Genomic DNA, 24,653 nt, shown 5'->3' with positions numbered 1-24,653 from the left:
CTGGACCAACACCCAACTCAAAAACGCCCTCATGAGCAGCACCGAAGCCCTGAGCGACACCTACACCGCATACCAGGTCGGCACCGGCCGACTCGACGTGGCAGCAGCGGTCAACACCACCGTACGAGCCACCGGCTCCGCCTACTTCGGCTACTTCGACTGGCCACACCAACCCACCGACACCCCCGTCACCAAACCAGTCACCCTCACCAACACCAGCACCACCCCCGTCACCCTCAACCTCACCACCACCGGCAACAACGCATTCACCCTCAACGACACCACCACCATCACCATCCCCGCCGAAGGCCAGATCGACGTCCCCGTCACCGGCGACCCACGCGGAGACACCACCGGCGAACACACCGGCTACCTCATCGGCACCAACCCCACCACCGGTAAAACCGTCACCCGCACCGCCCTCGCCCTCCTCAAAGAAGACGAACGACACGACCTCACCATCAAACTCCGCGACCGCAACGGCGACCCCACCCAGGAATTCGTCATGCTACGGAAATCCGACGAATGGCTCCCCCGGTACATCCCGGTCGATGGTGAACGGACGCTGCGCCTGCCACCGGGGGCCTACACGCTGGAGACGAAGGCCGAGATCCCGGGTGAACGGGCTGACTCCCTCGGCTTCGCCCTGCTGGTCGCCCCAGAGACGGTGCTGGACAAACCAACCGAGGTAACGCTGGACGCCTCCCAGGCCCGACTCCTCGACACCACCACCCCCCAACGCACCGAAAACCGACAGCGCAAACTCGAATACGTCGTCGACTACCCCGAAGGCAGCCTCTTCGGCTACACCTACAACATCCCGGACACGTACGACGACCTGTACGTCCTGCCGACCGGGAAGAGCACCGAGAGCTCTTTCGCTATGGCAGCGAAGTGGCGCAAAGGTGCACCGGTCCTGAGCCTGCGCGCCTTCGGCCTGCTCCCCATCGACGCCATGATCCAACGTGGCAGCACCATCACCACCGGTAAACAGTGGCTCCGCCCCGTCTACGCCGGCAACGGCACCCCCGACGACTACACCGACCTCGACGCCGACGGCACAATCGCCGTCGTCACCCGCAGCGACGACATCAGCCCCAGCGACCGGGCCGCCGCCGCGGCCGCCGCCGGAGCCGCACTCCTCCTGGTCGTCAACGACAAACCTGGAATCCTCGACGAATACGTCGGCAGCTCCCCCATCCCCGTCGCCAGCGTCCACCGCGACATCGGCAACATTTTGATCAAACTCGCCAAACACGGAACGCCGCCGCTGAAAGTCAGCCAGGAGCAGTACCCCGACACCATCTACGACCTGGTCCAGCTCTGGCGCGAACAGGTGCCCGACCAGCCCCTCACCTACCACCCGAGGCACAGCGACCTGGCCCGAATCGACGCCCGCTACCACGCCGTCCAGGACACCATTGGTACGGGAAACCGCGCTGACCTGACCCTCGGCCTCCAGGTCGGGATTGACGAGCCAGAGTCACACCCCGGTACCCGTACCGAATGGGTCACCCCAAACATCCCCTGGGCCGAGAGCCACAAACAGCACGATTGGAGAGTCGAGGCGGACGCACACACCTACACCAAGGGCACGACCACTCGACTGGACTGGTTCGCCCCCGCCATCCGGCCGGCCTTCAACCAGCGCTCCTCCATCCAGAACCGCCGATACCAGAACCGGATGACTCTCTACCCGCAGCCCTGGAGCCCGTCGGGCACCGAACTTGACTACATCGGACGGCACTCCTTCGGCTCGGTGCCGACAAGTATCGCCCTCTACCAGGGCGAGACCCTGCTGCACGAGAACCCCAGGAGTGCCGACCTGCAGGACAAGGAGGTGCCGGCCGGCACGCTGCCGTACCGACTGGTGTTGGACGCGTCCCGCTCAGCAGAGGAGTGGGGGCTGTCGACCCGCACCCACACCGAGTGGGACTTCATCTCCAGCACCAACGATGCTGACCGCAACGCCCCGGAACCGCTTACCCTGCTGCAACTCGACTACGAGCTGGACACCGACCTGCGTGGCGACGTCGAGGCCGGCACCAGACAAGAAATCAGCATCACCGCCCGGCCACAGCCCGGCGGCTCCGGCACCGGCACCATCACCGCGGTGGAGCTTGAGGTCTCCTACGACGACGGCACCACCTGGAAGCCCGTCAAGCTCACCCAGGGTGACGGCGACCGCCACACCGGAACCCTGAAGCTACCGAAGCAACCCGACGGCTTCATCTCCGTCCGCGCCGCCGCCGAAACCGACACCGGCTTCGCCATCCACCAAGAACTCATCCGCGCCTACGGCCTACGCTGACCACCGCCAACGGCGGGGTCCCCGGACCGCCAACGCTCCGGGGAGCCCGCCGGGTCTACACCAGACCATGCGGTACGTGGCGGAGCGGCCCTCGTCCCGCCGCCAGGTCGAGACGCCGAGTAGTGGAGTCACCGTCACGCGGTGGCGAAGTAGCGCCGTGGCGGCTACCCGCCCGTCACCAAAGGTTCATTCGATCGACCAAAATAGGTAGAACCGAGCCTATGTCTTCGTATCCAGGACCCTTCACCGCGGGCGGGTCACGGCGGCGGCTGACCGCCGCCGTCGTGGCAGCCGGGATGATCGCGGCCTCCGCCGCCGCGGTCAATCCCGCCGCCGCGACCGCCGGCCCACCCCCGACAACCACACCCGCCACCGGCACAACCGCCGGCGCACATACCGTCACCCTGGTCACCGGCGACGTCGTCACCGTCCGCACCCTCGCCGACGGCAACACCATCACCGAAGTCGACCAGCCCGACGACGCCACCGGCGGCTTCACCGTCCAACAACACGGCGACGACCTCCACGTCATCCCCGACGAAGCCGAACCCCTACTCGCCGACGACCGACTCGACCAACGACTGTTCAACGTCACCGACCTCATCGAGATGGGCTACGGCGACGCTGACACGAGCGAACTGCCGCTGATCGCCACCTACCCCGAAGCGTCGGCCCGCACCACCACCGCCGTCCACGGCACGAAAATCGTCCACGATCTACCCGCCATCAACGGCCACGCCCTCACCACCGACAAGGAAGACACCCGCACCCTCTGGACCACCCTCACCACCGAGGCGAACCACGAAAGCACCGGCGTTACCAAGCTCTGGCTCGACGGCCAGGTAGCCGCCACCCTCGCCGACAGCGTCCCCCAGATCGGCGCCCCCGAAGCCTGGGACGCCGGCTACGACGGCGACGGCGTCACCGTCGCCGTCCTCGACACCGGCATCGACCCCACCCACCCCGACCTGACTGATCAGATCCAGGACGGGGTCAGCTTCGTCCCCGACGAGGACGCCACCGACCTACACGGACACGGCACCCACGTCGCCTCCACCGTCGCCGGCACCGGCGCCGCCTCCAACGGCGACAACACCGGCGTCGCCCCCGAAGCCGACCTGCTCATCGGCAAAGTCCTCAACAATGGGGGCATCGGTCAGGACTCCTGGATCATCGCCGGCATGCAGTGGGCCGCCGAATCCGGCGCCGACATCATCAACATGAGCCTCGGCGGGGGCCCAGTCGACGGACTCGACCCGATGACCCTCGCCGTGGACACCCTCTCCGAACAGCACGACACCCTCTTCGTCATCGCCGCCGGCAACAGCGGAGCGACCATCGGCTCGCCCGGCACGGCAGCCAGCGCCCTCACCGTCGGCGCCGTCGACAAACAGGACCAACTCGCCGGGTTCTCCAGCGTCGGACCACTGGCCGGCACCGGGGCGCTCAAGCCCGACCTCACCGCCCCCGGCGTCGCCATCAACGCCGCCCGCTCCCAACACAGCCCCGGCGACGGCATGTACGTAGACAAGAGCGGCACCTCCATGGCCGCCCCACACGTCGCCGGAGCAGCCGCCGTCCTCGCCCAACAACACCCCACCTGGACCGGCCAACAACTCAAAACCGCCCTCATGAGCAGCACCGAGGGTCTAGCCGACAGCTACACCGCATACCAGGTCGGCACCGGCCGACTCGACGTGGCAGCCGCAATCAACACCACCGTACGAGCCACCGGCTCCACCTACTTCGGCTACTTCGACTGGCCACACCAACCCACCGACACCCCCGTCACCGAACCAGTCACCTTCACCAACACCAGCACCACCCCCGTCACCCTGGACCTGACTGCCACCGGCAACGACGCGTTCACCCTCGACACAACCACCATCACCGTGCCCGCCGAAGGCCAGATCGACGTCCCCGTCACCGGCGACCCACAGGTAGCCGACATCGGCCAACACACCGGCTACCTCATCGGCACCAACCCCACCACCGGCGAAACAATCACCCGCACCGCCCTCGGCCTCATCAAAGAAGACGAACGCTACGACCTCACCATCAAACTGCGCGACCGCGACGGCGAACCCACCAGCGCACGCGTTTATGTGAAGACAACAGACTATCCATTCCCCGGATACACCGATGTGGACGGCGAAAGAACGCTACGTCTTCCGCCGGGGTTCTACACCATTTACACCAATCTGGAGGTCGCCGGAGAGCGGAGTGACTCGCTGGGCCTAGCCCTGCTGGTCGCCCCCGAGACGGTGCTCGACGGACCAACCGAGGTAACCCTGGACGCCAGCCAGGCCCGACTCCTCGACACCACGACACCACACGTCACGGAAGACCGACAGCGCAAACTCAACTTCACTGTCGAACACCCCGAATACAGAACCTTCCACTACGGCTACGAGGTCCCGCCTCGGTACGACGACCTGTACGTCCTGCCGACCGAGAAGGGCAGCCAAAGCTCTTTCGACATGGGTGTGCGGTGGCGCAAGGCTGAGCCGGTCCTGAGCCTGCGCGCCCTCGGCCTGCTCCCCATCGACGCCGCAGTCCAACCCGGCAGCACCATCACCACCGGCAAACAGTGGCTCCACCCCATCCACGCCGGCAACGGCACCCCCGAGGACTACACCGACCTCGACGCCGACGGCAAAATCGCCGTCGTCACCCGCAACGACGACATCAGCCCCGCCGACCAAGCCGCCGCCGCGGCAGCCGCCGGAGCCGAACTACTCCTGATCGTCAACGACAACCCCGGAATCCTCTACGAATGGGTCGGCGAATCACCTGTCCCCGTTAAAGCGCCCATTCCCGTCGCCAGCCTCCACCGCGACATCGGAAACCTTCTGATCAAACTCGCCAAACACGGCATGCCGCCGCTGAAGGTCAACCAGGAGAAATACCCCGACAGCACCTACGACCTGGCCCAGGTCTGGCGGGAACAGGTGCCGGACCAACCCCTCACCTACCACCCCAGCCACCACGACCTGGCCCAAATCGACAACCGCTACCACGCCGTCCAGGACACCGAAGGTTACGGCTACCGCTATGACCTGACCTTCGCCGTCTCTTTCGGGTACCCCGAGCCGGAGTGGTACCCCGGTACCCGCACGGAGTGGGTCACCCCAGGGATCGAGTGGCACGAGACCCACAAGCAACGCTTGTGGACCGACGCTTCCCACCGCAACTCGTATGACAAGGGCACGACCACCAGCCTGGACTGGTTCGCACCCGCCGTCCGACCCGCCTTCAGTCGGACCGACGGTAGTCCGCAGAACAATCGCGCCGGTGACACCGTCTCCTTCGAGGTGCAGACGTGGAGCCCGTCGGGCTCCGTGCTTGAGCACGGCGGTTTCTACCCGTTCGGCGCGACGGGAACGCATCTGAAGCTCTACCAGGGCGACACCCTTCTGTACGAGGACGCCCGCTACGCCTCCCTGAGTTTGCGGAGGGTGCCGGGCGGCACGCTGCCCTACCGGCTGGTGGTGGACGCGTCCCGCCCGGCCGACGAGTGGCGACTCTCCACCCGCACCCACACCGAGTGGGACTTCATCTCCAGCACCAACTCGGCTCCCCCCACCGACCCGGTCCCCATCCCGCTGCTGCAACTCGACTACGAGCTGGACACCGACCTCCGCGGCGACGTCAAGGCCGGCACCCAGCAAGAAATCAGCATCATCGCCGGACCTCGACCCGGCACTACCGGTACCGGCACCATCACCGCGGTGGAGCTCGAGGTCTCCTACGACGACGGCACCACCTGGCAACCCGTCACCCTCAACCAGGGTGACGGCGGCCGCCACACCGGAAAGCTGAAGTTGCCGAAGCAACCCGACGGCTTCATCTCCGTCCGCGCCGCCGCCGAAACCGACGCCGGCTTCGCCATCCGGCAGGAACTCATCCGCGCCTACGGCTTGCGATGAAGTGGCCGGTGGGGCCCCCGGACCGGTATCGTCCGGGGACCCCGCCGGGGCCCTACCCAGCGCGGACGACCGTTCCAGGTGCATCCGGGTGGCCCCATGCCCGCCATGCCGCAGCGGGCCGAGGGAGGAAGCCACTCATGCTGGGCGTGTTGGGATTCAGCCCCGACGACGAGGCGATCTACCGCCTGCTGGTCCGGCAGGGTCAGGCCGGGCCGGTCGAGCTGGCCAACGCCCTGCGGATGCCCGTCTCGGGCGTGGCGGCGGCGCTGTCCCGCCTCACCGACCGCGGCCTGACCAAGCAGGCATCGGAGGAGACGTTCTCGGTGGCACCGCCCGCGGTCGCGCTCGGGGCGCTGATCGGCGAGCAGCAGTCCGCGCTGCGCGCCGCGGAGTTGGCTCTCGTCACGCTCGCCGAGGAGTACCGTGGGGCGAGCGCGGAACGCTCCCTCGGCGAATTGATCGAGGTGATCACCGGGGTTGACGCCATCCGTCACCGGTTCGCCCAGGTGCAACACGCCGCCCGGCGGGAGGTTCGCAGCTTCGTCACCCCTCCCTTCGTCGCGGTACCACCGGGCGCCAACACCGTGGAGTCGGTGGCAGCACGACAGGGCGTACGGTTCCGGGTGGTGATCGACCGCCCGGCGCTGGCAGAGCCCGGCGTGGTCGCGGAAGCCCTGGAGTCCCTCCGCGACGGTGTACAGATCCGGGTGACGAAGGCACTACCGATCAAGTTGATCATCGCTGACGCCGCGCTGGCGCTGGTCCCGTTGACGGCCACCACCGAGGGCGAGCCCGGTGCGGTGCTGCTGCATCGCACCGGACTGCTGGCCGCGATGGACGCGCTGTTCGAGGCCGTGTGGCGAGACGCCCACCCGCTGACCCTGTCGGCGGCGACCACGTTGAGCGAGGACGGCGGCGCCGACACCCCGACGGACCTGGACCGCCAGATCCTGACCCTGCTTCTGGCCGGGCTCACCGACGCGGTCGTGGCCAGTCAGCTCGGCCTGTCGCTGCGCACCCTGCAACGGCGGCTGCGCCACCTGATGGACCTGGCCGGGGCGGCGTCCCGGATGCAGCTCGGTTGGTACGCGGCCCGACAAGGCTGGGTGTGACCACGAGCACTCCGGATCCGGTCCCGTCGGGGATCGCGCCTCACTCCCGTTTCACGCCCCACGCACCAAGCTGACTGTCAACCGGCGGAACCACGCCGGCTCACGGCACCGACGTGGATACGGGGAGAGACGAAAGATGGCTCTGCAGATGATGGATCACGGGATGCGCCCCGCCAGTGGCGCCGACACCCTCACCGATCTGGATGCCACTGACGAGCGCGGTGTCTCCACCGATCTGGTCCGGGCCTACCTCCAAGGCATCGGCCGGACGAAACTGCTGACCGCCGCCCAGGAGGTCGAACTGTCCCGCCGGATCGAGGCCGGGCTCTTCGCCGCCACCAAGCTGGCCACCTGCACACCGGTCTCCGTCGCACTCCGCGCCGACCTGGAGCTCGTCGCCGCCGAGGGGCGCGCGGCGAAGGACCATCTGCTGGAGGCGAACCTCCGCCTGGTTGTCAGCATCGCCAAGCGCTACACCGGCCGTGGGATGGCTTTCCTCGACCTGATCCAGGAGGGCAACCTCGGCCTGATCCGCGCCGTCGAGAAGTTCGACTACACCAAGGGCTACAAGTTCTCCACCTACGCCACCTGGTGGATCCGCCAGGCCATCACCCGCGCCATGGCCGACCAGGCCCGCACCATCCGCATCCCGGTACACATGGTCGAGCAGGTCAACCGCATGGTACGGACCCGGCGCGAGCTGTCGGTCGCGTTGGGCCGCGAGCCCGCGGTCGCGGAGGTGGCGCGGGCGTTGGACATCCCGGAGATCGAGGTGATCGAGCTGATCTCCTACGACCGGGAGCCGGTGAGCCTGGACCAGACGGTCGGCGACGACGGCGAGAGCCCGCTCGGCGACTTCGTCGCCGCGGTCGACCCGACGGCCGGGGCCGCCGGCACCGTCAGCTGTGGCCAGTTGCGCCAGGAGATGCGCGGTGTGCTCGCCACCCTCTCCCAGCGGGAGCAGGCGGTGATCCGGCTCCGGTTCGGGCTGGACGACGGACGGCAGCGCACCCTGGACGAGGTCGGTCGGGAATTCGGCCTCTCCCGCGAGCGGATCCGCCAGATCGAGAAGGGGACCCTGCACAAGCTGCGCGCCCCGGAGCGGGCACAGCGCCTGGAGGCGTACGCCTGCTGACCCGCACGTCGAGGTTCTGCCCCGGCTGCTCAAGGCCAAGCCGCACGGAGGCGCGTCACAGCCGGCGGGGGCCGGTGTCGGGGCGGGCGGTAGCGGAACCGAGCCGTACGGTGGCGTGCAGCACCGACAGGCCGTCCGGCCGGGCCAGCACCGGGTTCAGCGTCAGGGTGCGGGCCCGCGGCTGCTCGTCAGCGAGCCGCCCGACCCGCAGCAGCAACTCGGCCAGGGCCTTCCGGTCCACCGGCGCCGCCCCACGATGACCGCGCAGCAGTGGAGCCGCGCGGGGCTCGTCCACCAGCTCCGCGGCGTCGCGGTCGGTCAGCGGCACCGCCCGCCAGGCCCGGTCGCCGAGCAACTCGGTGGCGACACCCCCCACGCCGAAGCCCACCACCGGCCCGAACGCCGGGTCCTCCACCAGCTCCACCACGCAGGCCACGCCGGGCGGAACCATCGGCTGGACCAGGACATCCGCCCCGAACTCCGCCGCCATCTTGGCGTACGCGCGTCGTACCCGCGCCTTGTCGGGCAGGTCAAGGCGGACCGCGCCAAGGTCCAGCCGGTGCCGCAGACCGGGGGCGGCGGCCTTTATCGCCACCGGGTAGCCCAGCTTTCGCGCCGCCGCGACGGCCTCCTGCTCCGACGCCACCAGCACCGACTCGACCACGTTGATCCCGTACGCGGCGAGCAGCCCGGCCGGGTCGAGCGCCTCCGGCCGCAGTGCCGCCTGGGCCGCGTCCCGGTCCACGTCCAACAGTTCCGGGTGTGTGCCGGTGGGGCGACGCAGCCACCCGGCGTACGCCGTCACCTGCCCCAGGGCACGCACCGCCTCCTCCACGCTCGGGTACGCGGGCACCCCGCCGGGGACGCGTCCGGCCAGGAACGTCGCCACGGTGGGCTTACCGCCGGCAAGCACCGTGGGCAGCGCCGCGGTGAAGTCGGTCTCGGCGTCGGACAGCTGACCCGGCAGCGGCGGGGCGAAGACCGCCACCAGCGCGTCCACCCCGTCGTCGGCCACGGCGGCGTCGAGGGCGGTGGTGAAGTCGGCCGCCCCGGCGTCCGGCTCGACATCGCGGGGGTAGCCGTCGGCGACGGCGAGCCCCACCGCGGTGGCGGCGGAGGCGGCTAACCCGGTCAACGCCGAGGAGTTACCGACGATCCCCACCCGGTCGCCGGCAGGCAGCGGCTGGTTGGCCAGCAGCACGCCGACATCGAGCAGTTCGGCTACGGTGCTCACCCGAATCACCCCGGACTGGGCGAAGAGAGCGCTGACCGCGGCGTCGTCCGGACCCGTCGCCGCGGGGCCGACCGCACCGGGACCCGCTGCGCCCAAACCGGCCACTACCTCATCCGAACCCGCCGACGCGCCAGGACCGGATGCGTGGGCCGACGGCGCCAGCGCGACGATCGGCTTCTCCCGCCCGATGCCCCGAGCCAGTCGGGCGAACTTGCGGGGATTACCGAAGGTCTCCAGATACAGCAGAATCACATCGGTGTTCGGGTCGTCCTGCCAGTACTGCAACAGGTCGTTACCGGAGACGTCGGCCCGGTTCCCGGCCGACACGAAGCTGGACAGCCCCAGTCCCCGCCGCTCCACCTCGGCCAGCAGCGCCACCCCGAACGCACCGGACTGGCTGAACAGACCGACCCGACCGGGGACCGGCAACCGCGGGGCCAGCGTGGCGTTCAGGCGTACCTCGGTGCTGGTGTTCGCCATCCCCAAGCAATTCGGGCCGATGATCCGCATGCCCGCCGCGTGCGCCGCCCGAACCAGCCGGCGCTGGGCGACCGCGCCGTCCGCACCGGCCTCGGCGAAACCCGCGCTGATCACGACCAGGCCGTGCGCTCCAGCGGCGGCCGCATCGGCGACGACCGTCTCCACCGCCGCCGGCGGCACCGCCACCACCGCCAGGTCGATCGGCCGGCCCGCCTCGACGGCCGACGGGTACGCGGGCAGCCCGGCCACCATCCGCGCGCTCGGATGCACCGGCACCACCGCACCGGTGAACCCGTAGTCGCGCAGGTGCCCGAGGACCGCCGCCCCGACCCCCTGCCCGGTGGCGCTGGCCCCGTAGCAGGCAATTCCCCGGGGCGCGAGCAGCCGGGCGACCGACCGGGCCTCGGTGCGGTGCTCGCGGCCCCGCTGCACCTCAAGGGTCGCCTCGGTCGGCGCGATCGGGAAGCTCAGGTGCACGACACCATCGGCGAACTGACGCCGCACCTGATAGCCGAAGTCGGCGAAGACCCGGAGCATCGCGTTGTTGGCCGGCAGCACCTCCGCCACGAAGGTCGGGATGCCGACCCGCCGGGCCGCGTCGGCGAGGTGCTCCAACAGCACCGATCCGATGCCCCGGCCCTGGTATGCGTCTTCGACCACGAAGGCGACCTCGGCTTCGGTGGCGGCCGGACCCAGCCGCTCGTACCGGCCGACCGCGACGATCTGGTCGCTGGCCAGCACGACGAACGCCTCCCGGTCCTGGTGGTCGACGTTGACGAACCGCCGCAGGTCGCGCTCGGGAATCCGGGGGTACGGCGAGAAGTAGCGCAGATAGCGGGTGCGCTCGGAGAACCGCGAGTGCATGGCGACGATGCCCGGTGCGTCCGCTGGCCGGATCGGCCGCAACTGGACGGTGGTGCCGTCGCTGAGCAACACGTCCACTGGCTGTTCACCTGTGGTCACACGAGCGTCCTTCCTCCCGGCCGCGTTCGGTCCGGGGTCGTCGAAGGCCAGCGCGACCGGCGGGTGACTCGACACGGGCCCTAGTCGCGCGGGTCGTACGGGTCGAGCCCGAGCAGCGGGAACACCGCCTTGCGGGCGGCCACGATGGCCCGGTCCACCGAGTTCGGCTCCCCGGAGGGCTGCCACGACTCGTACGACGGGTTGACGTCGTCGGTCATCCGCAACGGCACCTCCTGCCCCGGACGGCGGACCTGCGCGAGCTCACGCCAGGCGGGCGGACAGAGCGTGGCCGGCGCGAGCGGTTCACCGGTGGCCACCGCGAGCAGGTGGGTCCAGGCCCGGGGCACGACCTCGACCAACGCGTACCCCCCGCCGCCGGTGGCGACCCAGCGGCCCGCGCAGAGCTCGTCGGCGAGCGCCCGCAAAGCGAGGTAGGTGGCACGCTGCCCGTCCACCGACAGGCGCAGGTCAGCCAGGGGGTCGAGCCGGTGCGCGTCCGCGCCACACTGGGTGACCAGGATCTCCGGTTGGAACGCGCGCAGCACCGACGGCACGATCGCGTGGAACGCCCGCTGCCAGCCGGCGTCCTCCACCCCCGGTGGCAGCGGCACGTTGACCGCGGTTCCCTGGGCCGGCGCACCGCCGGTCTCGTCGGGAAACCCGGTGCCGGGGAAGAGCGCGAGCGGCGTCTCGTGCAGGCTCACCGTGAGCACCCGGGGGTCGTCCCAGAAGACCTGTTGCACCCCGTCGCCGTGGTGCACGTCCACATCGACGTAAGCGACCCTTCGCGCGCCCAGTTCGAGCAGGTGGGCGATGGCCACGGCGGGATCGTTGTAGACGCAGAAGCCGGCGGCCCGGTCGGGCATCGCGTGGTGCAGCCCGCCCGCCACGTTGACCGCCCGACGTGCCGTGCCCCGCCAGACCGCCTCGGCTGCCGCGACGGTGGCCCCGGTGACCAACGCGCTGGCCTCGTGCATCTGCGCGAAGACCGGATTGTCCGGGGTACCCAGCCCGAACCCGGTGCCGAGCGGATCCTGCGGGGCAGCTCGCACGGCTTCCAGGTAGGCCGGGTCGTGCACCCGGGTCAGCAGCTCGTCGTCGGCGGGCTTCGGCTCGACCAGCCGCACCCCGGGACGCCCGAGCACACCCAGCTCTCGGGCGAGGGCGACGGTCAGTTCGACCCGTACCGGGTCGAGGGGGTGGTCGCCGAGGTCGTAGGAGAGCAGTGCCTCGTCCCACACCACCACTGTGTCGTCCGACATGGGGCCTATCGTCGCACGAGGACTCCGCCGGCCCGTCGCACGCGCTGCCCACGCCGCCGGTGTCGCGGCGTGGGCAGCCAGTAGCCGGAAAAGTGAGCGGCCAACCGCGGCCTGGGTCGCCGCGCCGGCCCTTGGAAACCCCGGATCAGGCCGGGTTGGTCCCGGGTTCCTGCCCGACCGCGACGGGGCGAGACGGGTCGGCGACCCAGTTACTCCAGGACCCGACGTAGAGGGCGACGTCCGGGCGACCGGCCAGGTGCAGGGCGAGAACGGCCTGCGCCGCGGTCACGCCGGAACCACAGTAGACTCCGACCGGCTCGGCGGCGGACACCCCGATGCCGGCGAACCGCTCCCGCAGCACGTCGACCGCGGGGAAGCGGCCCTCGGTCACGTACTCCGGTGCCGGCAGGTTGACCGCACCCGGCACATGCCCGGCAACCGGATCGACCGGCTCGGTCTCCCCCCGATAGCGCGGTGCGGCGCGAACGTCAACCAGGGTCCCCGCCTCGGCCGCGGCCAGCCGGGCAGCCTCGGCCGCGACCAGCACCGGCAGGGCACCAGGGCGCACCGCAACGTCGCCGGAGCGCGGGGTGGGCACCTCGGTGGAGGTGGGCAGCCCCGCCGCCACCCAGGTGGGATGGCCGCCGTGCAGCAGGCGTACCGGCCGGTGGCCGGCCCAGCGCAGCGTCCACCAGGCGCGGGCAGCGGACATGCCGTCCCCACCGTCGTAGACCACGACCGGGTGCCCGGCCCGGACCCCGGCGGCCCGCAGCACGGCCTGGAGCGCGGCGGGGTCGGGCAACGGATGCCGGCCGGCAGCGCCGGGTGGGCCGCAGAGTTCGGTGTCCAGGTCGACGAAGACCGCACCGGGCAGGTGCCCGGCGGCGTAGTCGTCGCGCCCGGGCGGGCCGGTCAGGCGCCAGCGGACGTCGAGCAGGGTCGGCGGGTCGTCACCGTGCATCTCGGCGGCGAGCTGGTCGGCCTCGACCAGCAGGTTCTCGGTACCGGACATGACGCCCAGTCAACACCATCCGCTCACGTAGAATCGGCGGGTGGATGTGGTGGCCGCCTGCCGGGCCTTCGTTGCCGTCAGTGGCCACGGCAGCTTCACCTCCGGCGCCGCAGCGGCGGGAATCCCCAACGTGACTCTCTGTCGCCCAGCTCACGCCGACGGGTCCGGCCTCAGCGACCGGCGCCGTCGGCGCAGGTAGCATCGACGTGTCTCACGCCGAATCCGAAGGCCTACTGACCGCGAAACCCCAGACGTAGTCGGTGACCGCCATGGTCAACCACAACCTGCGGCAGCGGGTCACGTGGATGAGTGGGGGTCGTGCGTGAGACACTTGCCATCCGATTTGTTTCTCGTAAACGGGTGATTGAGATCATCGCGCACTCACTGGTCGACACGACCGAGATGTACCTACGGACCATCCTCGAGCTCGAGGAGGAGGGTGTGCCGCCGCTGCGTGCCCGCATCGCCGAGCGGCTGCGCCAGAGCGGTCCCACGGTCAGCCAGACCGTTGCCCGGATGGAGCGGGACGGTCTGCTCACCGTCGAGGGCGACCGCCACCTCACGCTCACCGACACCGGCCGGGACGCGGCGGTTTCCGTGATGCGCAAGCACCGGCTGGCCGAGCTCCTGCTGGTCAACGTGATCGGCATGCCCTACGAGGAGGCCCACGAGGAGGCCTGCCGGTGGGAGCACGTCATGAGCGACGCCGTTGAGCAGCGGGTCTACGACCTACTCAACCGCCCGACCCGATCGCCGTACGGCAACCCGATCCCCGGGCTGGAGGCGCTGGGCTCGGCGGGCCCCTCCGCCGCGGAGCCCGCCGAGGGGGAGCGCAACCTGGCGTTCCCCGGCCTATCCGGCACGGTCGTGGTCCGGCGGATCTGCGAGAGCCTACAGAGCAACTCGGACGTGTTGCGCCAGTTGCACGCCGCCGGGGTTGACCCAGGCGCCACGGTGACGGTCGCCCAGGAGCGGGACGGCGTGTCGATCGACCGCTACGGCGACCGCGTCCGCCTTCCCCGCGAGGTGGCCTCCCGGGTCTTCGTCGCCGCCGGCTGACGCCTCTTCGTCGCCGCCGGCTGACGCGACTTCGGCAGCCACGCGCCGCACCGACCCGGCTGAGGGTTCAGTCGAGGTACGGGCAGTGGCGGCAGCCGCGACCGCAGCAGGTGCCACGGCGGGCGAGAAAGCCGGCGGTGAGCACGAACAGACCGGTGGCCGGGTCGGGGTAGCCCGCCGCACCGGCCGCCAGGGCAGCGGCGTGGGCGGCGCAGATCCGCTCACGTTGCGGGTCCTCGGGCGGCAACCGGGACGGGTGCGGCTCGGTCAACGGCCGGTTCGCCAACGGTTTTCGCTCCCCACCCACGCCGGGCAGTGTAGGACCTGGCGGTCGGGACCCCGCGCGGGCCGGGTGGCTAACCGAACCAGGCTGCGGCCTGCCCGTGCGCCTGGGCCCAGGCCAGTGGCTTGCCGTCGAGCGCGAGCACGTTGTTGAAGCCAGCACCGGGTGGGTCAGGCAGTCCGTCGTAGGACAGCGTTCGCGGAGACTCCGCGGCGATCCAGGCGCCGGGCAGCCCACGAACCAGATCGACGAAGGCGGTGCGGCGGCGCTGCGGCACCTGGTACAGGACGGTGGTGTGGAACACCACCAGGGTCGCCTCAGGTGGGGCCAGTGCGGCCACCGCCGGCAGATCATCCACCAGGTCGCCGCGGACGAGCAGCGGTGGATCGGCCGCGACCAGGTTCGCCGCCGCCCGCAGCCGCGCCCGCCGGTGGGCATGCTCCGGCCAGATGAGAGCGTCCAGCCAGGCGAGATCGTCCGCGTCGGTCACGTCCAGCGGATTGAGGTCCAGCCCGGCCCGCCACACCACGGTGGGTACTCGGCTCGGCGGCAGGGTGCCGGTGAGCGTGCAGTCGAGGACCGGGCGGCCGTCACCCAGGAGCTGACGGTCGTAGCGGTACGCGTACCGGTCGGGGTAGAGGCAGAGCCCCGCCGACGCGCCGACCTCCAACAGTGCGAGTGGTTGGGGTAGCGCGGCGAGCAGCGGCAGCAGGACGGCGCACCGCCCCGCCTCGTTCGTCTGGGTCGCCCTACGCTGGATCTCCACCTCGATCACCGGCCAGTGCGCCAGGACGTAGGCGTGGAAGGCCGCCGGGTCCTCGACCGGGCCACCGAGCAGCCGAACCACGCCGAAGAGCAGATTCGGTTGCCGCTTGGCCGGCGGAAGCCGCTCGATCAACGCGAGTAGTTCGGCGGCACCGGACACCGCCAGGGCCAACCGCTCGTACGCCGGTGACACGCCACACGCTTCCCGGGTGGCGAAGGTGCGATAGGTATCGGCTGCCGTCATGCCCACATAGTCGCATTACAGTGGACTGTCTGGGGCGCCACGGCGGACGCCGGGCGGCGTGCCCCGGGGCGCCACCGCCGCACCGTCATCCGCGGGCGGCGGGTGTCTCCGGAGGGGCCAGCGGCAGTTCGAGGGCGACCACCTCCCCGGCCCGCACCACGGAGTGCGCGGGCGGCGGCTTGCTGTCCCGAGGCGAACGGCTGTGCGTCCGGCCGCTGCCGGTTGGGGCAGCGCGCCCGGTCACCGCACAGGTCACCATGAGGATCGGCGGCGGCGGTGCGACGAGCCGGCCGGACCCCCAGCGCACCCAGAGCGGGATGCGCCCCGCATCCGCCTCGGCGAGCAGCTTCGCCCAGGTGCGACGGCGGGTGCCATGGTCGACCTCGACGACGATCGGCGGCCCGTCCGGCCGGGCGCAGGCCACGTCGAGCACCGACTGCCGCGCGGACATCGGCGGTGGCAACGGCAAGACACTTGGTGCCCGTCGGTAGACCCGCCAGCCCTGGTTCCCCGCCCAGCCGGCCACCTCGTCGATCAGCCGGGCGGTGACCTGGGCGGTGGTCAGGTCGGTGAAGCTGAGCGCATCGAGCCGATCCGCCAGCGATGCCACGAGCTGCTCCGCCTGCTCGCTGACCGTCATCGCCGCAGCGTAACCGCGGGTCGCCGGGTTGGGCCAGCGCGGCAGGGGAGAGGAGGAAGGGGAGCCGGGCGCGAGCGGGCTCCCCTCCCTCCGGACCACCGGCCAGCCCCCGGGCCGCACGCGCTGCGGCCCGGGGGCGACTCGGGCCGCTACCGGCCGCGTACGTCAGCTACAACCGCTGGTGGAGCCGCAGCCCTCGCAGACGTAGCAGCTGCCGGCCGGGCGCATCTTCGTACCGCAGGTGAAGCAGAGCGGCGCGTCGGCAGCCTTACCGATCACCGCTTCCAGCAGCTCGGTGCTCGACCCCACCGACGGCGCCGGCTGCGCCGCCGCGACGTCGGCCAGTTCCTGGGCCGGCTGGGCGACCGGGCCGACCTTCGGCTCCTCCGGCCGGGTCTCGACCGGGGCGGAGGCGGCCATCGCGGTGAGGTCCGCCGTGTTCGCCTCCACCTCCGCCTCGGCCGCGAGCTGGGCAGCCCGCTCCTTGGCGGTGAAGATGCCCAGCTCCGCGCGGCGCTCGTACGGCAGGAAGTCCAGGGCCAGGCGACGGAAGATGTAGTCCATCACCGAGGCCGCCATCCGCACGTCCGGGTCGTCGGTCATACCGGCGGGCTCGAAGCGCATGTTGGTGAACTTGCTGACGTACGTCTCCAGCGGAACACCGTGCTGCAGACCGATGGAGATGGCCACCGAGAAGGCGTCCATCACGCCGGCCAGGGTCGAGCCCTGCTTCGACATCTTGAGGAAGACCTCGCCGAGGCCGTCATCCGGGTAGGAGGACGAGGTGAGGTAGCCCTCCGCGCCGCCGACCGAGAAGGAGATCGTCTCCGACGGGCGCTTCTTCGGCAGCCGCTTGCGCACCGGCCGGTACTCGATGACCTTCTCCACGACCTTCTCGACCGCGGCCGGCGCCGCCGGCACCGGGGCGGGGACGGTGGCCTTCTCCTTCTTCGCCACCGAGAGCGGCTGGCCGACCTTGCAGTTGTCGCGGTAGATCGCCAGCGCCTTGAGGCCGAGTCGCCAGCCCTCGAAATAGATCTTCTCGACGTCCTCGACGGTGGCCTGCTCCGGCATGTTGACCGTCTTGGAGATGGCGCCGGAGATGAACGGCTGGACGGCCGCCATCATCCGCACATGGCCCATCGGGGCGATGGAACGCTCGCCCATCGCGCAGTCGAAGACCGGGTAGTGCTCCGGCTTGAGCCCCGGGGCGTCCACCACGTGACCGTGCTCGGCGATGTGCTCGACGATCGCCTCGACCTGCTCCTCCGGGTAGCCGAGGCTGCGCAGGGCGCGCGGCACGGTCTGGTTGACGATCTGCATCGAGCCGCCACCGACCAGCTTCTTGAACTTGACCAACGCCAGGTCCGGCTCGACGCCGGTGGTGTCGCAGTCCATCATCAGGCCGATGGTGCCGGTGGGCGCCAGGACACTGGCCTGCGAGTTACGCCAGCCGTTCCGGTCGCCGACCTTGTTGCCGAGCGTCCACTGCCGGGTCGCCTCCCGCTGCACCGCCGTGGCGACGGCACCGCTGGGCTTGATCTCGTCGTTCGCGGCGGCGTGCTTGCGCATGACCCGCTTGTGCGGTTCGGCGTTGCGGGCGTAGCCGTCGTACGCGCCGACGATGCCGGCCAGCTCGGCGGAGCGCCGGTACGCGGTGCCGGTCATCAGCGAGGTGATCGCCGCGGCCAGCGTACGACCCTGGTCCGAGCCGTACGGCAGTCCGGAGGCCATCAGCAGCGCACCGAGGTTGGCGTACCCGATGCCGAGCTGCCGGTACGCCCGGGTGGTCTCGCCGATCTTCTCGGTGGGGAAGTCGGCGAAGCAGATCGAGATGTCCATCGCGGTGATGACCAGCTCGACCGAACGGACGAACTTCTCCACCTCGAAGCCGCCGTCGGCGCGGAGGAACCGCATCAGGTTGAGCGAGGCCAGGTTGCACGAGGAGTTGTCCAGGTGCAGGTACTCCGAGCAGGGGTTCGACGCGGTGATCCGCCCGGTATCCGGGCAGGTGTGCCAGTCGTTGATGGTGTCGTCGTACTGGAGACCGGGGTCGGCGCACTCCCAGGCCGCCTGCGCGATGGTCCGGAACAGCGGCTTCGCGTCGATCGTGTCGATCACCGTGCCGTCGAGCCGGCCATGCAGGTCGAAGGTGCCGCCGTCCTGCACCGCCGTCATGAACTCGTCGCTGACCCGGACCGAGTTGTTGGCGTTCTGGTACTGCACGCTGACGATGTCCGCGCCGCCCAGGTCCATGTCGAAACCGGCGTCGCGCAGCGCGCGGACCTTGTCCTCCTCGCGCGCCTTGGTGACCACGAACTCCTCGATGTCCGGGTGGTCGACGTCGAGGATGACCATCTTGGCCGCCCGCCGGGTCGCGCCGCCGGACTTGATGGTGCCAGCGGACGCGTCGGCACCGCGCATGAAGCTGACCGGGCCGGAGGCGGTGCCGCCGGAGGAGAGCAACTCCTTCGAGGAGCGGATCCGGGAGAGGTTGACCCCGGAGCCGGAGCCGCCCTTGAAGATCAGCCCCTCCTCCTTGTACCAGTCCAGGATGGAGTCCATCGAGTCGTCAACGGCGAGGATGAAGCACGCGCTGACCTGCTGCGGCGAGGAGGTGCCGACGTTGAACCAGACCGGCGAGTTGAAGCTGAACACCTGGTGCAGCAGCATCCAGGTCAGCTCGTGGGCGAAAATCTCGGCGTCGGCCGGGGTGGCGAAGTAGCCGTACTCCTCCCCGGCGGTGCGGTAGGTGGCCACCACCCGGTCGATCAGCTGCCGAAGCGACCACTCCCGCTCCGGGGTACCCACCGCACCCCGGAAGTACTTGGTGGTCACGATGTTGGCCGCGTTGACGCTCCACTCCTGTGGGAACTCCACGCCGCGCTGCTCGAAGTTGATCGAGCCGTCCCGCCAGTTCGTCATCACGACGTCCCGACGCTCCCAGGTCACCTCGTCATACGGGTGGATCCCCTCGGTGGTCCACACCCGCTCGACCTTCAGACCCGCTGCCGCCTTGCTCCGTGACTTGCTCGTTGTCACACCGTCCCCCGGCATCTCATCGCCCCTCGTCCGCGCCCCACGCGCGGCCCTACCGTCTAACCCGTCCGCGTCTCACCCGCGGCCCTACCGTCAAACCGGTCCGCGGCCCCACCCGCGGCCCGACCGTCAAACCCGGCCGCGTCTCACCCGCGGCACGTTCTGGTGCGGCCTGCTGCCCCGACCGCCTCAGCCTCCCTCGCGGACCTGCGCCGCGGTCCGCAGCGTCTCGATCTCCCGCTCGAAGTCGGCGAGCGACTCAAACGACCGGTAGACACTGGCAAACCGGAGGTAGGCCACCTCGTCCAGGTCCTGCAGCGGCCCCAGGATGGCCAGCCCGACCTCGTGGCTGGGAAGCTCGGCAGCGCCCTTGGCACGCACGGTCTCCTCGACCTTCTGCGCCAGCAGGGCAATGGAGTCGTCGTCAACCGGACGGCCCTGGCACGCCCTACGCACCCCGCCGATGATCTTCGTACGGCTGAAGGGTTCGGTGACCCCGCTGCGCTTGACGACCGCGAGGACGGCCTCCTCCACCGTGGTGAACCGCTTGCCGCACTCCGGGCAGGAGCGCCGGCGCCGGATCAGCTGGCCGTCGTCGGCCTCCCGCGAGTCAACGACCCGGGAGTCGGGGTGCCGGCAGTACGGACACCGCATGGAGCCCGACCTCCTTCGTCGGCCGTGGGCCCGAACGGGCCCGCACCCCCGGGCACGCCTCACCACGGCGGAGCCATCATTTCGACGGTCTTCGCCGTGCTGGCGGGTGAAGTGCGGTCCGTAGTCGAACCCAACCTATAGGCAACTAAGGCCCAATGACTACTACATCTAGGGGTCGACCGTATGCCGCCGGCGAACCGAGGTCAAGTTGGCGGACCTGTCCGGCGCGTCACCAAGCGACCTGGATCACCCCCGCCACACGACCCACCCGACCGGGCCAGCGCCACCGAGAATGTCAACCCACTTCGACCCCGAATCGCTACGGGCACCGAGCACAACCGCCCCCTGCGGCCCACAATTAGCACACAAGTACGACCCGTCGTACTATTTACCAGAACAGGAGTACGACCCAGGCGAGAACCACCCCGACACGCCAATCAAGATCGTACAGATGTTTGAAGAAGGCTGATCTCGCCTATACGGTCAGGGACGACCGGTTCATGACGGCTTCCGCCGTGAGCCAACCCCACGAGCGACGGGGCATCCAAGCGCCGACCAGGGAGGACGGACGTGACCGAGGACCGGACCAACCGGCCGAAGGGCCCGCAGCAGATCACCGAAGCGGGGCCGGCGAGCACCCGCCGTCGACGTGTCGCGCGGGGCCGCACCGGTTCGCCCGCTGTGCGTCCGGTCACCCCCGTCGTCAGCGCCTACCCCGAGCCGGCGACCGTTGACCTCACCACCCGGCAACGGCGGATCCTGGAGTTCATTCGCACCTGGGTCGAGCGGCACGGCTACCCGCCAAGCGTGCGCGAGATCGGTGAGGCGGTCGGGTTGGTCTCCCCGTCCAGCGTCGCCTACCAGCTCAAAGAGCTGGAGAAGAAGGGCTTTCTGCGCCGCGACCCAAACCGCCCACGCGCAGTTGACGTCCGGCCACCCAGCGACGCCCTCGACGACGAGGCGGCGATCGCACAGCGGCCAGCCCCGGCCTACGTGCCGATGCTGGGCCGAATCGCCGCCGGCGGTCCCATCCTCGCCGAACAGGCCATCGAGGACATCTTCCCCCTCCCCCGCGAGTTGGTCGGCGAGGGGGAGGTCTTCATGCTTCAGGTCAAGGGCGACTCGATGCTGGACGCGGCGATCTGCGACGGCGACTGGGTCGTCGTCCGACAGCAACCCACCGCCGAATCCGGCGACATCGTGGCCGCCATGCTGGACGGCGAGGCGACGGTGAAGACCTACCGGCGGCGGGACGGACACGTCTGGCTGATGCCGCAGAACCCGGCCTTCGACCCCATCCCCGGCGACGACGCCACCATCATGGGCCGGGTCGTCACCGTGCTCCGCCGCATCTGACCCGTGGTAGCCGCCGTACAGCCGGCTCAGTAACGGCCGTGCCCGCCGTCGTCACGCCGCGGTGGCCGGGCACGACCACCGCCACGCACTCCACCGCCGGCTCCCCCGCCGTACACACCCCCGCCGGCCGAACGTCCGCCATCGGCGCCCTGACCGCCGCCCGCGGCGGGACGAGACCCACCAGCACCGCCGGCGGGCTGCCGGCCGTAGACACCAGCGGCGGGACGGCCCCCCTCCGCCGGACGACCACCGCCATGCTCACGCTTGTCAGCCGGAGCCGCCGCCCGGCCCGGCTCCCGACGCACCCCGTGGCCCCCGGCGGGCGGCGCGCCGCCGTAAACCGCACCGCGAGGGCGGTCGGCGGCGTCGCGTGAACCACGGTCCTCGGCCGACCCGCCGGCACCCGTCGCCTCGGCCGGTCGCCGCCGCGCCCGTACGACGCCGGTCATGCCCGCCCCGACCAGCCCCACCCCGATCAGGCCCACGCCGGCGACGGCCAGGTACACCTTCTCCTGCAGGGAGAGGCTGTCGAACCAGGAGGCCATCGACTCCTCTGCTCCGTCAGCGTTCGTCTGCGGGGCGGACTCCGGCTTCGCCGTCGGCGTGTACGACAAGATGTCGATCGGCTCGCCGTCGTCGAGCTGGCCGCCGTCGGAGACGGTCAGAAAGGTCTTGCCATCCGGGGTGTAGGTGATCGCCTCACCGAACGGATCCGCGAGCGGAGTCACCCGCGGTTCCGTCGTCGTCAGCGCCGTCACGAGGTCGCCGTCGACGACGTCGTACTCGAAGGCGTCCGCATAGGTGCGCAGCACCACCCGAGCACCATCCGGGGAACGGGCGGCCCCGGTGATCGCCGTGCGCCCGAGCGCCCCGAACGCGTTCTCGGTCTCGGTCGTCGGCAACTCCACCTCGCCGAGTTTCTTCATCTTCCCCGGTTCGGTGTCACCGCTGGGTAGCTCCCCGTCAACGGTGAAGATCTCGGCCTTGCCCGAGGCGACCTTGGTAATGATCATCGGGATGCCGTCATCGTCGATGACCAGGGCCTCGGCGTCCCGCGGCTCGTTGTCCGGGTAGGCGAGGCGGTGCAGCGTAAGCCTTTCGTCACCGCTCACCGGCATGCTCCACACCGCGACCCGCTCCCGACGGTTGCTGCTGGTCACGTTGTCGCCGGTGTCGGCGACCCAGAGGGTCTTTCCGTCCGGCGCCAACGCCAGGTCCTCGGTGTCCAGGGGACCGCTGACGGAGTAGCTGACCGGGTCCCCGGCGACCTCGCAGTCGGCGTCCAGAAAGAAGACCCGCTTGTGGCTCTCCACGTCAGTGCTGTCGTTGATGACGATGTAGCCGGTCTCGGTGGCCACCAGCCCGGACAGTTCCCGCAGCCGATCGTCGGTGACGGTGCACCGCTTCTGCCCCTCGGCCGCGGCCGGCGACGGCACCATGACCAGGACTACACCGATGGCAACCGCGGCTGCCCCCAGCAGGCTGAGAGCACCCGTGGTCAGGGTGAGGAAGCGACGCATCAGCACAGTGTCGCATGACGGCGGTCCACCGCCGCCCAACCGCAACAGCTACGAACGCGCCCCGACGCCCGCCGCCGCCGGCTCCGTCGCCGGCTCGGAACCGGCCGCCTCGGTCGACCGGAAGGGCGTCAACTCGGCGGCCAGCGCCGCATCGACCCGGGCCTGGAGCAGGGTGCCCTCGGGCAGGTGCACCGTGCTGAGCACCTCACCCCGCTGGTGCGCCCGGGCCACCAGGTCACCCCGCTCGTAGGGCAGGACCGCGCGGACCTCCACGGCCGGACGGGGCAGCCGGGCCTCGACCGCACCACGCAGGTCGACGATGCCAGACCCGGAGTGCGCGGAGACGAAGATCGCCTCCGGCCAGCGCCGCTTGAGCCGGAGCAGGGTCTCCTCGCCGGCGGCGTCGGTCTTGTTGACCACCAGCAGCTCCGGCAGCCGGTCGGCGCCCACCTCGGCGAGGACCGCCCGGACGGCACGAACCTGCTCTTCCGGGTCCGGGTGGGTGCCGTCGACGACATGCACCACCAGGTCGGCCTCCGCCACCTCCTCAAGGGTGGAGCGAAACGCCTCGACGATCTGGTGCGGCAGATGCCGGACGAAGCCCACCGTGTCGGAGAAGGTGAAGTGACGCCCGTCGGCGGTGGTCGCCTTCCGGATCGTCGGGTCCAGCGTGGCGAAAAGGGCATTCTCCACCAGCACCCCGGCCCCGGTCAGCTGGTTCAGCAGGCTGGACTTGCCGGCGTTCGTGTAGCCCGCGATGGCCACCGCCGGGACCGCGTTGCGATAGCGACGGGCACGCTTGGTCTGGCGTACCGTGCGCATGCCCTTGATCTCCCGGCGCAGCCGGGCGATGCGCTGCCGGATCCGCCGGCGGTCGGTCTCCAACTTGGTCTCACCCGGGCCACGCAGACCCACGCCGCCGCCAGCGCCACCGCCGCGGCCTGATCCACCGCTCTGCCGGGAGAGGGTGTCACCCCAGCCCCGCAGCCGGGGTAGCAGGTACTCCAGCTGGGCCAACTCGACCTGCGCCTTACCCTCCCGGCTCTTCGCGTGCTGGGCGAAGATATCCAGAATCAGGGCGGTACGATCGACGACCTTCACCTTGGTGCGCTGCTCCAGGTTGCGCAGCTGGGACGGGCTGAGCTCACCGTCGCAGATCACCGTGTCGGCGCCGCTGGCGAGCACGGCCGCCCCCAGGTCAGTCACCTTGCCCCGGCCAACGTAGGTGGCCGGGTCGGGCCGTTGCCGGCGTTGGATCAGCCCCTCGAGCACCTGCGAACCGGCCGTCTCGGCCAGCGCCGCCAGCTCGGCGAGGGAATTCTCGGCGTCCTGCTGTGAGCCCTCGGTCCACACCCCGACCAGGACGACCCGCTCCAGTCGGAGTTGGCGATACTCGACCTCGGTAATGTCGGTCAGCTCGGTGGAGAGGCCGGGTACCCGCCGCAGCGCCTGCCGCTCCGACAGCTCGAACTCACCGGTGGTGGCGTCGAACTCGTCGCCCTCGTCGGGAAGGAAGGTCTCCTGCTCTCGCAAACCGCGCTCCCTGTCTGGTTACCGTCGGCTGGCTGTTTGCCCACCGTGCTGCCGGGAAATTGCGACCGGCTCCCCGCAATCCTGACATGTGACAACGCCACCCGCATCGGCAATATGCCCGG

At 70.3% G+C, this 24,653-nt stretch carries 16 protein-coding genes and 1 pseudogene; 7 read left to right on the top strand and 10 right to left on the bottom strand.

What is annotated here, in order from left to right:
* The 4 genes from T398_RS14450 to sigB all read left to right on the top strand — a co-directional run.
* The coding region (locus T398_RS14450; protein ID WP_496447384.1) for a PA domain-containing protein at nucleotides 1-2,311 on the top strand (2,311 nt) is incomplete at its 5' end.
* 221 nt (nucleotides 2,312-2,532) lie between these two features.
* On the top strand, nucleotides 2,533-6,240 hold the full coding sequence (locus tag T398_RS14445) for a S8 family peptidase (RefSeq protein ID WP_496447383.1): 3,708 nt from the start codon (nucleotides 2,533-2,535) through the stop codon (nucleotides 6,238-6,240).
* A 137-nt stretch (nucleotides 6,241-6,377) separates the two neighbouring features.
* Entirely contained in the window at nucleotides 6,378-7,352 is a 975-nt protein-coding gene (locus T398_RS14440) for a transcriptional regulator TrmB (RefSeq protein ID WP_496447382.1), read from the top strand.
* A 136-nt stretch (nucleotides 7,353-7,488) separates the two neighbouring features.
* Nucleotides 7,489-8,487, top strand: coding sequence for an RNA polymerase sigma factor SigB (sigB, locus tag T398_RS14435; RefSeq protein WP_496447380.1), 999 nt, complete (start codon nucleotides 7,489-7,491; stop codon nucleotides 8,485-8,487).
* A gap of 55 nt (nucleotides 8,488-8,542) precedes the next feature.
* On the opposite strand, the gene T398_RS14430 is transcribed toward sigB, so the two are convergent.
* From T398_RS14430 to T398_RS14420, 3 genes are all read right to left on the bottom strand, one after another.
* A complete protein-coding gene (locus tag T398_RS14430) occupies nucleotides 8,543-11,215 on the bottom strand; it encodes a bifunctional acetate--CoA ligase family protein/GNAT family N-acetyltransferase (RefSeq protein WP_496447396.1) in 2,673 nt (890 codons plus the stop codon).
* A 29-nt stretch (nucleotides 11,216-11,244) separates the two neighbouring features.
* Nucleotides 11,245-12,426 (bottom strand): acetoin utilization protein AcuC, encoded by a 1,182-nt coding sequence (locus T398_RS14425; protein WP_496447378.1) that lies wholly within the window; start codon nucleotides 12,424-12,426, stop codon nucleotides 11,245-11,247.
* A 145-nt stretch (nucleotides 12,427-12,571) separates the two neighbouring features.
* Nucleotides 12,572-13,438, bottom strand: a complete 867-nt coding sequence (locus tag T398_RS14420; protein WP_496447377.1) for a sulfurtransferase — start codon at nucleotides 13,436-13,438, stop codon at nucleotides 12,572-12,574.
* A 40-nt stretch (nucleotides 13,439-13,478) separates the two neighbouring features.
* Between T398_RS14420 and T398_RS14415 the strand changes: the two are divergent.
* A pseudogene (locus T398_RS14415) lies at nucleotides 13,479-13,628 on the top strand (LysR family transcriptional regulator); the annotation flags it as partial.
* A gap of 170 nt (nucleotides 13,629-13,798) precedes the next feature.
* Nucleotides 13,799-14,497 (top strand): iron-dependent transcriptional repressor DtxR, encoded by a 699-nt coding sequence (locus T398_RS14410; RefSeq protein WP_496447375.1) that lies wholly within the window; start codon nucleotides 13,799-13,801, stop codon nucleotides 14,495-14,497.
* Between the two features lie 67 nt (nucleotides 14,498-14,564).
* Here the strand turns inward: T398_RS14410 and T398_RS14405 are convergent, their stop codons facing one another.
* The 5 genes from T398_RS14405 to nrdR form a co-directional block, all read right to left on the bottom strand.
* Nucleotides 14,565-14,804, bottom strand: a complete 240-nt coding sequence (locus T398_RS14405) for a DUF5522 domain-containing protein (RefSeq protein ID WP_496447373.1) — start codon at nucleotides 14,802-14,804, stop codon at nucleotides 14,565-14,567.
* Between the two features lie 49 nt (nucleotides 14,805-14,853).
* Complete coding sequence (locus tag T398_RS14400; RefSeq protein ID WP_496447371.1) at nucleotides 14,854-15,789, bottom strand: DUF2332 family protein; 936 nt, start codon at nucleotides 15,787-15,789, stop codon at nucleotides 14,854-14,856.
* Nucleotides 15,790-15,874: 85 nt separating this feature from the next.
* On the bottom strand, nucleotides 15,875-16,429 hold the full coding sequence (locus T398_RS14395; protein WP_496447369.1) for a hypothetical protein: 555 nt from the start codon (nucleotides 16,427-16,429) through the stop codon (nucleotides 15,875-15,877).
* Between the two features lie 165 nt (nucleotides 16,430-16,594).
* On the bottom strand, nucleotides 16,595-19,486 hold the full coding sequence (locus T398_RS14390) for a vitamin B12-dependent ribonucleotide reductase (protein ID WP_496447368.1): 2,892 nt from the start codon (nucleotides 19,484-19,486) through the stop codon (nucleotides 16,595-16,597).
* A 171-nt stretch (nucleotides 19,487-19,657) separates the two neighbouring features.
* On the bottom strand, nucleotides 19,658-20,122 hold the full coding sequence (gene nrdR / locus T398_RS14385) for a transcriptional regulator NrdR (RefSeq protein WP_018728461.1): 465 nt from the start codon (nucleotides 20,120-20,122) through the stop codon (nucleotides 19,658-19,660).
* 570 nt (nucleotides 20,123-20,692) lie between these two features.
* Between nrdR and lexA the strand changes: the two genes are divergently transcribed.
* Nucleotides 20,693-21,478 (top strand): transcriptional repressor LexA, encoded by a 786-nt coding sequence (lexA, locus tag T398_RS14380; RefSeq protein ID WP_496447367.1) that lies wholly within the window; start codon nucleotides 20,693-20,695, stop codon nucleotides 21,476-21,478.
* A gap of 26 nt (nucleotides 21,479-21,504) precedes the next feature.
* Here the strand turns inward: lexA and T398_RS14375 are convergent, their stop codons facing one another.
* Together T398_RS14375 and hflX are read right to left on the bottom strand one after the other, a co-directional pair.
* On the bottom strand, nucleotides 21,505-22,998 hold the full coding sequence (locus tag T398_RS14375) for an SMP-30/gluconolactonase/LRE family protein (protein WP_496447365.1): 1,494 nt from the start codon (nucleotides 22,996-22,998) through the stop codon (nucleotides 21,505-21,507).
* Between the two features lie 48 nt (nucleotides 22,999-23,046).
* Nucleotides 23,047-24,531: a GTPase HflX gene (hflX, locus tag T398_RS14370; RefSeq protein WP_496447363.1), complete on the bottom strand. Its 1,485-nt coding sequence runs from the start codon at nucleotides 24,529-24,531 to the stop codon at nucleotides 23,047-23,049.
* Nucleotides 24,532-24,653: the final 122 nt, after the last annotated feature.

It is taken from the genome of Salinispora goodfellowii, assembly GCF_059570675.1.
The sequence above is the reverse complement of the archived record's forward strand: the minus strand, read 5'-3'. Positions and strand labels throughout refer to the sequence as shown.

Coding starts and splice junctions, on each gene's coding strand:
- T398_RS14420 (WP_496447377.1), bottom strand. CDS start 13,438: ATGTCCGGTACCGAGAACCTGCTGGTCGAGGCCGACCAGCTCGCCGCC.
- nrdR (WP_018728461.1), bottom strand. CDS start 20,122: ATGCGGTGTCCGTACTGCCGGCACCCCGACTCCCGGGTCGTTGACTCG.
- T398_RS14440 (WP_496447382.1), top strand. CDS start 6,378: ATGCTGGGCGTGTTGGGATTCAGCCCCGACGACGAGGCGATCTACCGC.
- T398_RS14445 (WP_496447383.1), top strand. CDS start 2,533: ATGTCTTCGTATCCAGGACCCTTCACCGCGGGCGGGTCACGGCGGCGG.
- T398_RS14390 (WP_496447368.1), bottom strand. CDS start 19,486: ATGCCGGGGGACGGTGTGACAACGAGCAAGTCACGGAGCAAGGCGGCA.
- sigB (WP_496447380.1), top strand. CDS start 7,489: ATGGCTCTGCAGATGATGGATCACGGGATGCGCCCCGCCAGTGGCGCC.
- T398_RS14425 (WP_496447378.1), bottom strand. CDS start 12,426: ATGTCGGACGACACAGTGGTGGTGTGGGACGAGGCACTGCTCTCCTAC.
- T398_RS14400 (WP_496447371.1), bottom strand. CDS start 15,789: ATGACGGCAGCCGATACCTATCGCACCTTCGCCACCCGGGAAGCGTGT.
- T398_RS14395 (WP_496447369.1), bottom strand. CDS start 16,429: ATGACGGTCAGCGAGCAGGCGGAGCAGCTCGTGGCATCGCTGGCGGAT.
- T398_RS14375 (WP_496447365.1), bottom strand. CDS start 22,998: ATGCGTCGCTTCCTCACCCTGACCACGGGTGCTCTCAGCCTGCTGGGG.